This is a genomic window from Streptomyces sp. NPDC036984 (assembly GCF_055607665.1).
Window position 1 is genome coordinate 44,086 of the sequence record NZ_JBVJRL010000016.1, and the last position, 12,336, is coordinate 56,421.

9 protein-coding genes are annotated in these 12,336 nt (G+C 72.1%); 7 read left to right on the forward strand and 2 right to left on the reverse strand.

Annotated features, from left to right (window positions below):
- Positions 1-15: 15 nt before the first annotated feature.
- The 7 genes from ACZ7DL_RS26520 to ACZ7DL_RS26550 all read left to right on the forward strand — a co-directional run bounded on the left by ACZ7DL_RS26520 (position 16) and on the right by ACZ7DL_RS26550 (position 9,223).
- Positions 16-912 (forward strand): dihydrodipicolinate synthase family protein, encoded by an 897-nt coding sequence (locus ACZ7DL_RS26520; protein WP_470777688.1) that lies wholly within the window; start codon positions 16-18, stop codon positions 910-912.
- A gap of 12 nt (positions 913-924) precedes the next feature.
- The gene (locus ACZ7DL_RS26525; protein ID WP_470777690.1) at positions 925-1,926 is read left to right on the forward strand and encodes a proline racemase family protein; all 1,002 of its coding nucleotides are present in this window, start codon (positions 925-927) and stop codon (positions 1,924-1,926) included.
- 23 nt (positions 1,927-1,949) lie between these two features.
- On the forward strand, positions 1,950-2,642 hold the full coding sequence (locus tag ACZ7DL_RS26530; RefSeq protein ID WP_470777692.1) for a GntR family transcriptional regulator: 693 nt from the start codon (positions 1,950-1,952) through the stop codon (positions 2,640-2,642).
- Positions 2,643-2,840: 198 nt separating this feature from the next.
- A complete protein-coding gene (locus ACZ7DL_RS26535) occupies positions 2,841-4,271 on the forward strand; it encodes an amino acid permease (protein WP_470777695.1) in 1,431 nt (476 codons plus the stop codon).
- Positions 4,272-4,340: 69 nt separating this feature from the next.
- A complete protein-coding gene (locus ACZ7DL_RS26540; protein WP_470777697.1) occupies positions 4,341-4,736 on the forward strand; it encodes a hypothetical protein in 396 nt (131 codons plus the stop codon).
- A gap of 353 nt (positions 4,737-5,089) precedes the next feature.
- The gene (locus tag ACZ7DL_RS26545; protein ID WP_470777698.1) at positions 5,090-6,703 is read left to right on the forward strand and encodes a phospholipase A2; all 1,614 of its coding nucleotides are present in this window, start codon (positions 5,090-5,092) and stop codon (positions 6,701-6,703) included.
- Between the two features lie 141 nt (positions 6,704-6,844).
- Positions 6,845-9,223 (forward strand): proprotein convertase P-domain-containing protein, encoded by a 2,379-nt coding sequence (locus tag ACZ7DL_RS26550; protein WP_470777702.1) that lies wholly within the window; start codon positions 6,845-6,847, stop codon positions 9,221-9,223.
- Positions 9,224-9,292: 69 nt separating this feature from the next.
- On the opposite strand, the gene ACZ7DL_RS26555 is transcribed toward ACZ7DL_RS26550, so the two are convergent.
- Both ACZ7DL_RS26555 and ACZ7DL_RS26560 read right to left on the reverse strand, forming a co-directional pair.
- Positions 9,293-10,510: a sensor histidine kinase gene (locus ACZ7DL_RS26555; RefSeq protein WP_470777704.1), complete on the reverse strand. Its 1,218-nt coding sequence runs from the start codon at positions 10,508-10,510 to the stop codon at positions 9,293-9,295.
- A 34-nt stretch (positions 10,511-10,544) separates the two neighbouring features.
- Complete coding sequence (locus tag ACZ7DL_RS26560) at positions 10,545-12,299, reverse strand: sodium/solute symporter (RefSeq protein WP_470777706.1); 1,755 nt, start codon at positions 12,297-12,299, stop codon at positions 10,545-10,547.
- Positions 12,300-12,336: the final 37 nt, after the last annotated feature.

A 12,336-nucleotide genomic window follows, 5' to 3' on the forward strand; every position in this document is an offset into this window, starting at 1 on the left:
GATGGGGGATCACCCATGTCCGAGGCACAGAACCGTCCCTGGCGCGGCATCCTCGTCGCCACCGCCCTTCCGCTGCGCGACGACCTCTCGGTCGACCACGACCGCTACGCCGAACACTGCTCCTGGCTCGTCGCGAACGGCTGCGACGGGGTCGTTCCGAACGGCTCGCTCGGCGAGTACCAGGTGCTGACCCCCGAGGAGCGGGCCCGGGTGGTGGAGACCGCCGTGGCCGCGATCGGCGGGCAGCGGGTGATGCCGGGCGTCGCCGCCTACGGCTCCGCCGAGGCCCGCCGCTGGACCGAGCAGGCGGGCGAGGCCGGCTGCGCGTCGGTGATGCTGCTGCCGCCCAACGCCTACCGCGCCGACGAGCGTTCCGTCCTCGCCCACTACGCGGAGGTGGCGAAGGCGGGCCTGCCGGTGGTGGCGTACAACAACCCCATCGACACCAAGGTCGACCTGGTGCCCGAACTCCTCGCGCGGCTGCACGGCGAGGGGCTCGTGCACGCCGTCAAGGAATTCTCCGGCGACGTCCGCCGCGCCTACCGCATCGCCGAACTCGCTCCGGAGCTGGACCTGTTGATCGGCGCGGACGACGTACTGCTGGAGCTGGCGGTGGCCGGCGCCAAGGGCTGGGTGGCCGGCTACCCCAACGCGCTGCCCCGGGCCTCGGCGGAGCTGTACCGGGCCGCGGTGGCCGGGGACCTCACCACCGCGCTCCCGCTGTACCGGCAGCTGCACCCGCTGCTGCGCTGGGACTCGAAGGTGGAGTTCGTGCAGGCGATCAAGCTGTCCATGGACGTCGTCGGACGGTACGGCGGCCCGGTGCGCCCGCCGCGCGTCCCGCTCTCGGCCGAGCAGGAGGCGGCGGTCCGCGCGGCCACGGAGAAGGCCGTCGCCCAGGGCCTCGCGTAAGGGAGCCGGACCATGCGCAGCAAGCTCGTCCTGCACGCCGTCGACTCGCACACCGAAGGCATGCCGACCCGCGTGCTCACCGGCGGGATCGGCACCGTGCCCGGTGCGACGATGAACGAGCGGCGGTTGCACTTCCGGGAACACCGCGACCACATCAAGCAGTTGCTGATGAACGAGCCGCGCGGCCACTCCGCGATGAGCGGCGCCATCCTCCAGCCCCCCACCCGCCCCGACTGCGACTGGGGTGTCCTCTACATCGAGGTCTCCGGCTATCTGCCGATGTGCGGGCACGGCACGATCGGGGTGGCCACCGTGCTGGTCGAGACCGGCATGGTGGAGGTCGTGGAGCCGGTGACCACCATCCGGCTCGACACCCCGGCGGGGGTCGTGGTCGCCGAGGTCGCGGTGGAGAACGGCGCCGCGCGGAACGTGACGCTGCGCAACGTCCCGTCGTTCGCCGTCGGCCTTGACCGCAAGATCACCCTGCCCGACGGCCGGACCGTCACCTACGACCTGGCCTACGGCGGCAACTTCTACGCGATCCTGCCGCTCGACGCGTTCGGGCTGCCCTACGACCGCGCCCGCAAGGACGACATCCTGGCGGCGGGCCTGTCGCTGATGGCGGCGATCAACGCGGAGGCGGAGCCGGTGCACCCCGAGGACCCGTCGATCCGCGGCTGCCACCACGTCCACCTGTACGCACCCGGCGCCACGGCCCGGCACTCCCGGCACGCCATGGTCATCCATCCGGGCTGGTTCGACCGCTCCCCGTGCGGCACGGGCACCAGCGCGCGCATGGCACAGCTGCACGCGCGCGGTGAACTCCCCCTGCACACCGAGTTCGTGAACGAGTCCTTCATCGGCACCCACTTCACCGGACGGCTGCTGGGGACGACGGAGGTCGCCGGGGTGCCGGCCGTGCTGCCCAGCTTCACCGGCCGGGCGTGGGTCACGGGGACCGCCCAGTACCTGCTGGACCCGGACGATCCGTTCCCGGAGGGGTTCGTTCTCTAGCGTCCTCTAGACTCACCCCGGTGATGCGTGACATGGCACAGAACACGCGGGGCACCAAGACGCCCGCACTCCCCCGGCTGGGCGGCCGGCGCAGCAGCTACCGCGAGCGGGTCGCGGACGCGCTGCGCGCCGCGCTGATCGCGGGCGAGCTGCGGCCGGGCGAGGTGTACTCGGCGCCCTCGCTGGCCGCCCGGTTCGGCGTCTCGGCGACTCCGGTGCGCGAGGCGATGCTCGACCTGGCCAAGGAGGGGCTGGTCGACACCGTGCCCAACAAGGGCTTCCGGGTCACCGCCGTGTCCGACAAGCAGCTGGACGAGTACACGCACATACGGGCGCTCGTCGAGATCCCCACCGTGGTGGCGCTGGCCCGCACGGCCGACCGCGTGTCGCTGGAGGCGCTGCGTCCGGCGGCCCGGGAGATCGTCACGGCCGCGGTGGCGGGCGACCTGATCGCCTATGTCGAGGCCGACACCCGCTTCCACCTCGGTCTGCTCGCTCTCGCGGGCAACGCCCACCTGGTCGAGGTCGTGGCCGACCTGCGCAAACGCTCCCGTCTGTACGGACTGACCGCGCTGATGGAGGCTGGCCGGCTGCTCGCCTCCGCCGAGGAGCACCTGGAGCTGCTGGACGCGCTGCTGGAGCGGGACGAGAAGGCCGTCCACGCGATCATGGCCCGGCACCTGGGGCACGTGCGCAGTCTCTGGGCGGCGGACTGAACGCACCGTGGCCCGCCGCCCCCTGGAGGAGGCGCCGGACATCTCGCGGTGCGAGGGCCGCGCCACGATGCTTTTTTCGTGATCAAGCGGCCCGCACAGAACAACAAGCGGCGATTTTGAGCCACATCGGCGCATCCCCGACCATGGGCCCGTCCCGGCGATCCCGGGAACGTCAGTTCCATGAGAGGCGCACCACCCATGCACAGCACCGGAACCGTCCCGCAGTCGGCTCCGGCCCCCGCGGGGGCCCCCGCGGAGTCCCCCACGCTTCCCGCCGAGGACCCGCACGGCGACACCGGCAGGCATACCCGACGGTTCGGCCTGCCCGTCGCCACCGCGCTGGTCATGGGCAACATCATCGGCGGCGGCATCTTCCTGTTGCCCGCCTCCATCGCCCCGTACGGCACGGTCAGCCTGGTCGCCTTCGTCGTGCTGACCGTCGGCGCCATCGCGCTCGCGCTGGTGTTCGGCCGGCTCGCCGCCCGCGACCCGCGCACCGGCGGCCCGTACGTCTACGCCCGCGAGGCGTTCGGCGACTTCGCCGGCTTCCTCGCGGCCTGGTCGTACTGGATCACCACCTGGGTGTCGAACGCCGCGCTCGCCGTCGCCGCCGTCGGCTATCTCGATGTGCTGATCCCGGTCAACGGCCACCGCTGGACCGCCTGCCTGGCCGCGCTGGCCCTCCAGTGGCTGCCCGCCCTCGCCAACTTCGCCGGCACCCGCTATGTGGGCGCCGTCCAGCTGGTGTCCACGGTGCTGAAGTTCGTGCCGCTGCTGCTGGTCGCGGTCGGCGGGCTGTTCTTCTTCGACCCGGACCGGCTCGGGCCGTTCAACACCGGCGGTCACAGCGCGATCGGCGCGGTGTCCGCGTCCGCCGCCCTGCTGCTCTTCTCCTACCTCGGGGTGGAGTCCGCCGCCGTCAGCGCGGGCGAGGTCAAGAACGCCCGCCGCAACGTGGGGCGGGCCACCGTCATCGGCACCGCGGGCGCCGCGCTGGTGTACCTGCTGGGCACGCTGTCCGTGTTCGGCACGGTCGCGCACGACCGCCTGGTGACCTCCACCGCGCCGTTCTCGGACGCCGTGAACACGATGTTCGGGGGCAGCTGGGGCGGTACGGCCGTGGCCCTCGCCGCGCTCGTGTCCATGACCGGCTGCCTCAACGGCTGGACCCTGCTCAGTGCCCAGACGCCGTACGCGGCGGCACGCGACGGCCTGTTCCCGAGTGCCTTCGCCCGCCGGCGGCGGGGCGTGCCCACGGTCGGCGTCGGCGTGACCGTCGTCCTGGCATCGCTGCTCACCGTCTACAACTACGCCTCGGGCTCGGGCAGGGTCTTCGAGATCCTGGTCCTCGTCACCACGTTCACCGCGACCGTGCCGTATCTGCTGGCCACCGCCGCGCAGCTCTTCCACCTCGTCGCCGGCCGCTCCGAGGCGGTCGACCGGGCCCGGCTGGTGCGGGACTCCGTGGTCACCGCGGTGGCCGCCGCCTTCTCCGTCTGGCTGATGGCGGGCGCCGGCTACGCGGCGGTGTACCAGGGCGTGCTGTTCCTGTTCGTCGGGGTCATCGTCTACGCGGTGATGGCGGCGCGGCGGCAGCGAAAGCAGACATCAACCATCAAGGTGCCGTAGCCGTTGGCCCTCCCCGGTGCACGGCGGGGCGATCCGTCACGGATGCCACCGCCGGGGAGAGGAACCGTGATGACGAGTGCCGCGCCCGAACCGGCCGCCGTGGAGCCCGAGATCCGCACGACGGCGGGGACATTCCGCGGGAGCGTCGAGAAGGGCGTGGCCGCCCTCCACGGCATCCCGTTCGCCGAACCGCCGGTGGGCGCGCCCCGGTTCGCCGGCCCCGGCCGGCCGGCGACCGGGACGGCGTACGGCCTGCCACGGCGTACGGTCCGCCGCCCCCGCAGGCCGGCCACTTCGGCAGCCTGCGCCGCCCACGGCGACCCCGGCCGGCCCGCCTACGACACCGGCCGGCGCCTCACCCGCCTCTTCGGCACCCGTCCGTCCCGCGCCGCATACCCGGAGGAAACCTCCCGCCGGCTGTGGCGCGACCACTCCTTCGCGGCACTGCCGTTGCTGGAGCGATAACGGGCGCCGAGCGGTGAGCCGTTCGTACGCCCGAGGTCTCATGATGTGACCGGGCGTAAGTGATCTGGGTCACATTGCGACGGTGGTGCTTCCTCCGCTTTTCGCGCGTGAACGGATCGACCTCTGGAGCGGCATGGGCTTCGGCAGCCCGCGAGCCCACCTCGGAGACCGACCGCACACCCTCCCCCCGGGTCGGGAATCAGACTCATTGCCCTTGCTTTACGTGGAGTTGACGCATTTCACTGCTGCAACCAACTGGAACCTTGACCTCCTTTTGTAACTCTTGTGAACGCGATCACCCCCGCTCTAGGGTCCGCAGCGGAATTCGAACTGATCTTCACGAGGGGGGACTTGTGCGCAGATCAGCGCTCCCGGTCGTCGCGGCACTCGGCGTATCGCTGCTGCTCCCGCAGCAGCAGGCAGCGGCGGACACCATCGATCAGCCCATGGCCACGGGCGACATCCAGCAGGTGGGCCCCGGCACGTACTACTCCGAGACCCAGTCCTTCGAGATCGCCGAGACGGATGTGGCCGCGGGCCTCATCGACCGGCGGCACGCGGTCGTCGCCCAGGACGGCGGCGTCGCCAAGCCCGAGTCGGCCCCCGCGGGCCGCACCGACATGGGCGTCTTCGGCCCCGGTTGGGAAGCGGAGTTCCTGGGCGGTCAGCTCAACCGCAGGCTGGAGCAGCAGTCGGGTGCCATCGCGGTGACCGACCTCGGTGTGAACGAGACGTACCGCTACAACCTCACCAAGAGCGTCGACTACCCGAGCGGCGGCGGCGTCAACACCTACGAGGCCACCGACGGCTCCAAGATCACCGAGACCACCAAGTGGGACTCCGCGACCGGCGCCATGGCCACCACCGTCGTCGAGACCATCGGTGTGGACCTCGCCACCACACAGGCGGGTGACGACACCTTCACCGACGCGAGCGGCAACCCGATCCCCGCCGCCGACCTGAAGCCCACGTACACCTGGAAGCAGGCCGCGCCGGGCAGCGACAAGTGGCGGGTCACCGGTGTGGGCAGCGTGGCCAACGGCACCTCCACCGTCGGCTACGACGCCCAGGGGCGGGTGTCCACCATCACGGAGCCGGCCGCCGGGGAGACCCCGCAGCAGTCGGTGAAGGTCACCTACGCCTCCGCCACGACGGCCTCCGGGACGACCCTCGGTGACTACGCGGGCCGCGCCAAGGAGATCACCGTCACCGCCGGCGCCACCACGCAGACCCTCGCCCGCTACGCCTACGACTCCTCGGGCCTGCTGCGCTCCCTGACCAACCCGGTCGAGAGCACCGAGCCGGTGGCGTCGTACACCTACGACACGACCGGCCGCGTCACCGAGGTGACGTCGCCCAACAACGGCGGCTGGGACCTGGACTTCCCGGCGGAGTCGGTCGTCCCGAACGTCGAGGAGACCGGTCTCGCGCGCCCGGCGCGGGAGTCGCAGCTGGAGGGCGCGGCCGGCATCAACGACGCGGACGGCACCGCGCCTCCGGCCACGGACTTCACCGCCGGTGAGATCTCCGACCCGCAGTCGTACCCGCGCCACTGCAACACCGCCACCTCGTGGCTGTGGTACCTGAAGAGCGGCTGCGCCGCGAAGGTCGCGCACTACGGCTGGCACAACCCGTACTGGAAGGTGACCCCCGCGGGCTACCTGGTGGTCGGCATCAACCACGACCACTGCACCAGCTCCCCCGACAAGCCGTTCGGCTGGGACTTCCGGGCCGCCTGCGACATGCACGACTACGGCTACGGCCTGATCGGCAACACCTACAAGGGCTACCGCTACTACCTCGACCGCAGCAAGAAGTCGAACGTGGACTACGCCTTCCACACCACGCTCCGCGACTACACCTGCACGGCGTACAAGCACAAGGGCCACTGCCAGGCCGTGGCGCTGGGATACCTGAAGGCCGTTCAGAAGAAGGGCAACCCGAAGAACGGCGCCAACGCCACCTGATGCCCGGCACCACCTCCTGACGGAGCACGCCCGGGCGTGCGGGCCGGATGACGGCGAGTCCGTCATCCGGCCTTTCCACGCCCGCACCTGCCACGCACTCACCCGCGGGCACAGCCCTGCCCGCTTGCCGCTGGAGCAACCTTGAGAAGACCGATTCGGACGACGGTCATCGCCGCGGTGACGACCGTCGCCCTCGGTGCGATACCGGCCCATGCCGCCGCGCCGCAGGGCGCCCCCGCCGCAACCGCGGCGACGAACAGCCCGGTCGACCCGCCGCTGTACGACGAGACCGCCGACGGCGGCAGCGTCCGCGTGAACGTCGTCACCGAGAACCGCACGGACCTGTCCGGCGCGGCGTCCGCCGGTGCCACCGTGCAGTCCTTCACCAGCCTGCCCGTCGTCACCCTGAAGGTGAACAAGAACGGCCTGGACAAGCTGGCCACCCAGCCGGGCGTGGTCAGTGTCACCGAGGACACTCCGGTACGGCCCTCCCTGGACCAGAGCGTCCCCCTGATCGGCGGTGACGTCGCCGCCGGCAAGGGCCTGACCGGCGCGGGCAGCGCGGTCGCCGTCCTGGACACCGGCGTCGCCACCAACCACCCCTTCCTGAAGGGCCGGGTCGTCGCCGAGGCGTGCTTCTCGCCGGTCGACGCCGACTACTCCGCCACCAGCCTGTGCCCCAACGGCACCGCGCAGCAGGAGGGCACCGGCACCGCCAACTCCGAGTCCGGGCCGTGCGCGACGATCGCCGAATGCGACCACGGAACCCACGTGGCGGGTATCGCCGCCGGCAACGGCAAGGGGCTCACCGGAGCCCCCAAGTCCGGTGTCGCCCCAGGTGCGAACATCGTCGCCATCCAGGTCTTCAGCAAGTTCAGCTCCGAGGACTTCTGCGGTGCCGGCGCCGCCCCGTGCGTCCTCAGCTTCACCAGCGCCCAGCTCGCGGCGCTGGAGAAGGTGCGGCAGCTGAAGACGGCCGGCACGCCCATCGTCGCGGCGAACCTCAGCCTGGGCGCCGGACGGTACGCCACGGCCTGTGCGAACGACCCGCGCAAGCTGGCCATCGACAGCCTCTTCGACGCCGGTGTCGCCACCGTGGTCGCGGCCGGCAACAACGCGTACGGCGACGCGGTCAGCGCCCCGGCCTGTGTCTCCTCCGCCATCGCGGTCGGCTCCACCACCGACGACGACCAGCTGTCCGCGTTCACCAACCGCGGCCCGCTGCTGGACGTGTTCGCGCCCGGCACCGGCATCGTCTCCTCCGTTCCGGGCGGCGGCTACGCCTCCAAGAACGGCACCTCCATGGCCGCCCCGCACGTGACCGGCGCCCTCGCGATCCTCCGGCAGGCGTTCCCCGAGAAGAGCATCGCCTCCCTGGAGTCGCTGCTGAAGGCCACGGGCAAGACCATCACGTACACCGGCGCCACCACGCCCCGCATCGACATCGGCCGGGCGATCGGCGGAGCCGTCCCCGAGCCGGTCACCAAGCCCCGGCCGTCCAAGATCATCAACGACACCGACTTCGCCGTGCCCGACCCCGGACCGATCGAGTCGCCGATCACGGTCGCCGGCATCTCCGGCAACGCGCCGAAGGCGCTGCAGGTCTCCGTGGACCTCACCCACGAGTGGCTCGGCGATGTGAAGATCGACCTGGTCGCCCCGGACGGCAAGACCTACGGCCTCAAGGCGACGAGCGCGTCGGAGGCCGGCGGCACCCTCAGCAAGACCTACACGGTCGACGCGAGCGCCTCCGTCGCCAACGGCGCCTGGAAGCTCCGGGTCGACGACAGGTCCGCGGGCTCGGTCGGCACCCTCAAGAGCTGGTCGCTGACCTTCCCCACGCCGTTCGAGAAGAGCGGCACCTTCGCCATCCCGGACCCGGGCACCCTCACGTCCCAGATCACCGTGGCCGGGATGTCCGGCACGGCGTCCGGAGCGCTGCAGGTCGCCGTCGACCTCACCCACGAGTGGCTCGGCGAGGTGAAGATCGACCTGGTCGCCCCGGACGGCAAGACGTACCCGCTCAAGACGACCAACGGCACCGACCCCGGCGGCAATCTGACCAAGACCTACACGGTCAATGCCAGCGCCTCCACCGCCGACGGCACCTGGAAACTGCTGGTCGAGGACAGGGACGCGGGCGGGGTCGGCACCCTCAAGAAATGGTCGCTGACCTTCCCGTCGTACCAGAACCAGACCACCTACGCCGTTCCCGACCCGGGAACCGTCGAGTCGCCGATCACGGTGGCCGGCATCTCCGGCAACGCGCCGAAGGCGCTGCGGGTGGCCGTGGACGTCACCCACGAGTGGCTCGGCGATGTGAAGATCGACCTGGTCGCCCCGGACGGCAAGACCTACGGCCTCAAGGCGACGAGCGCGTCGGAGACCGGCGGCACCCTCAGCAAGACCTACACGGTCGACGCGAGCGCCTCCGTCGCCAACGGCGCCTGGAAGCTCCAGGTCGCGGATGTGTACGCGGACAGCATCGGCACCCTCGACGACTGGACGCTGACCTTCTGACCCACCTCACCGCCCGCGGCCCCCGGAAAACCACACCGGAGGCCGCGGGCGCGGCCGTTTCCCGGCCCGTCACGGGGTCCCGGGCGCGGTGCGCGGAGGCGAACTGCGCACTCCGGTCCGGTACTTGGGGACGCGGATCGAGATCTTCATCCCGGCTCCGACGCCGGTCTCGACGACCAGACCGTGGTCGTCCCCGTAGACCTGCCGCAGCCGCTCGTCCACATTGCGCAGCCCGATGCCCGTCGAGGGACTGCCCTCGCCGCGCAGGATCCGGCGGAGCCGGTCCGGCTCCACGCCGACCCCATTGTCCTCGATGACGATCCGGGCCAGCGCGCCCTCGTCCTGCGCGGAGATGGTGATACGGCTGCGATCGACGCTCTCCTCCAGTCCGTGCTTGACCGCGTTCTCCACCAGGGGCTGGAGGCACAGGAACGGAACCGCCACGGGCAGCACCTCGGGCGCGATCTGGAGCGTCACCTCCAGCCGCTGCCCGAACCGGGCGCGGACCAGCTCCAGGAACTGCTCGATGGAGCGCAACTCCTCGGCCAGGGTGGTGAACTCCCCGTGCCGACGGAACGAGTAGCGCGTGAAGTCGGCGAATTCCAGCAGGAGTTCGCGGGCCCGCTCGGGGTCGGTGCGGACGAACGAAGCGATCGCCGCCAGGGAGTTGTAGATGAAGTGCGGGGAGATCTGCGCCCGCAGCGCCCGGATCTCCGCCTCGATCAGCCCCGTACGGGTCCGGTCGAGATCGGCCAGCTCCAGCTGGACGGAGACCCAGCGCGCCACCTCCTCGGCGGCCCGGACCACGGACCCCGATTCCCTGGCGCCGAGCACGACGAGGGCGCCGAGCACGCGCTGGTCGACGGTGAGCGGCGCGGCGGCGCCCCAGCGCACCGGGCAGTCCGGCTCCCGGCAGTCGACGGCGAAGGTCTGGCTACGGCCGGAGTCCACAGCCCGGCGGACCCCCTCCAGGGCCGGCTCCTCGTGGTCCCGGCCCGGCCCCTCCCAGGCCAGCAGCCGGTCCCCGGCGGCGAGGCCGAGCGTGGCAGTGCCGAACAGCGGCCGCAGCCGGCGTACCGCCTTGCGGGCCGTGTCCTCGGTGAGTCCGGCACGCAGCGGGGGCGCGGCCACGGAGGCGGTGTGCAGGGTGTGGAAGGTGGCCCGTTCCACGGGGGTGGCGATATCCGTCCCAGCATGGGCGGCCCGGCGCGCGAGGTGCCGTCCCGCGGCGAGACCCGCGGCGAACAGCAGGAGGGCCGCGACGGCGGCGAGGACGAGGCCGCTCATGCGCGGGCCCGGGGTGCGGCGGGCCGCTGGGTCGTCATCGGGTCGTCGCTCCTCGGCGCGGGGCGGGCGCGCGCCGGCCGCCCGGGTGTTCGGGCAGGTGCAGGCGGGCCATGGCGGCCTCGGTGCCGGCCGGGATCCGGTCCCGGGTGGCCAGCGAGACAAGGATCATGGTCAGGAAGCCGAGCGGTACCGACCACACGGCCGGCCAGGCCAGCAGGGTGTGCGCCCAGCCGTCCTCCAGTGGTCCGGCGATGGTCAGGGCGACCGCGGTGAGGGCGCTGCCCCCGCCGGTGAGCAGCCCCGCGATCGCGCCGGCCGCGGTGAGTCCGCGCCACCAGATGCCGAGCACCAGCAGCGGGCAGAACGAGGAGGCGGCCACCGCGAAGGCGAGTCCCACCGAGTTGGCGACGGGGAGGTTGCCGGCGGCCACGCTCATCACGGCCGGCACCGCGATCGCCGGCAGCGTCGCCGGCCTGAAGTTCCGGATGCCGAGCGAGGGCAGCACGTCCTGGCTGAGCACGCCCGCGACGGACAGGGTGAGCCCGGAGGCGGTGGACAGGAAGGCGGCACAGGCCCCGGCGGCGATCAGGGCGCCGAGCAGGTCGCCGCCGGCACCGCCGAGAAGCCGTTCCGGCAGGACGAGGACGGCGGCGTCGGTGTTGCCGGTGAGCAGCAGGTCGGGGGCGTACATCCGGCCGAGCAGGCCGTAGAGAGGCGGCAGCAGATAGAAGCCGCCGACCAGGGCGAGCACGATGACCGTGGTGCGCCGGGCGGCCCGGCCGTCGGGGTTGGTGTAGAAGCGGACGAGCACATGGGGCAGCCCCATGGTGCCGAGGAACGTGGCACATATCAGCCCGTACGTCGTGTACAGCGGATGATCGTCCTTGCCGCCGGACAGCGGTGCCGCCCAGCTGGAGGCCCCGCTGCGGCGGCCGTCGTCGGTCTCGCGCGCGGGCACCGGGGCACCGGGCGGGAACCGGAGCGTCGTCCCGGCCCGGACCTCGTGCACACCGGGGCCCAGCGCCAGGCGGCCGTTGTCGTAGCCCGTCCCGTCCACGGTGCCGGTGGCGACGGCCCGCAGCGGCGCCTCGATCCTGATGCGCACGGTGCTCTCGACGGTGACCTGGGTGTGCCGACGGAAGGCCGGCGGCTCGTCCAGGGCGGCGGCGGGCCGCGGGTCGCCGTGCCAGGCGAGGGCCAGGAAGATCGCGGGCACGAGGAGCGCGATCAGCTTCAGGCAGTACTGGAACGCCTGGACGAAGGTGATGCTGCGCATGCCGCCGGCGGCCACGGCCAGGGTGACGACGACGGCGACGAGCACTGCGCCGAGCCAGCGCGGTGCCCCGGTGACCAGGCCGAGCGTGAGGCCCGCGCCCTGGAGCTGGGGCAGCAGGTAGAGCCAGCCGACGCCGACGACGAGCACGCCGGCGACGCGCCGGGCGGCCCTGGACCGAAGCCGTGAGTCGGCGAAGTCGGGCAGGGTGTAGGCCCCGGAACGGCGCAGCGGGGCGGCGACGAACACGAGCAGGACCAGATAGCCGGCGGCGTAGCCGACCGGGAACCAGAGCATCTCCACGCCCTGCGCGACGACGAGTCCGGCGATGCCGAGGAACGAGGCCGCCGACAGGTACTCGCCGCTGATGGCCATGGCGTTCAGGTACGGCGGGACGGTACGGGAGGCGACGTAGAAGTCGGACGTGGTGCGGGAGATGCGCAGCCCCGTGGCACCGATCACGAGGGTGGCGACGACCGCCGCCGACACGGCCGCGATGCCGTACGTCTGGTTCACCCGGCGGCCCCGGATACGCGGCCGGGCCGGGGCGGCG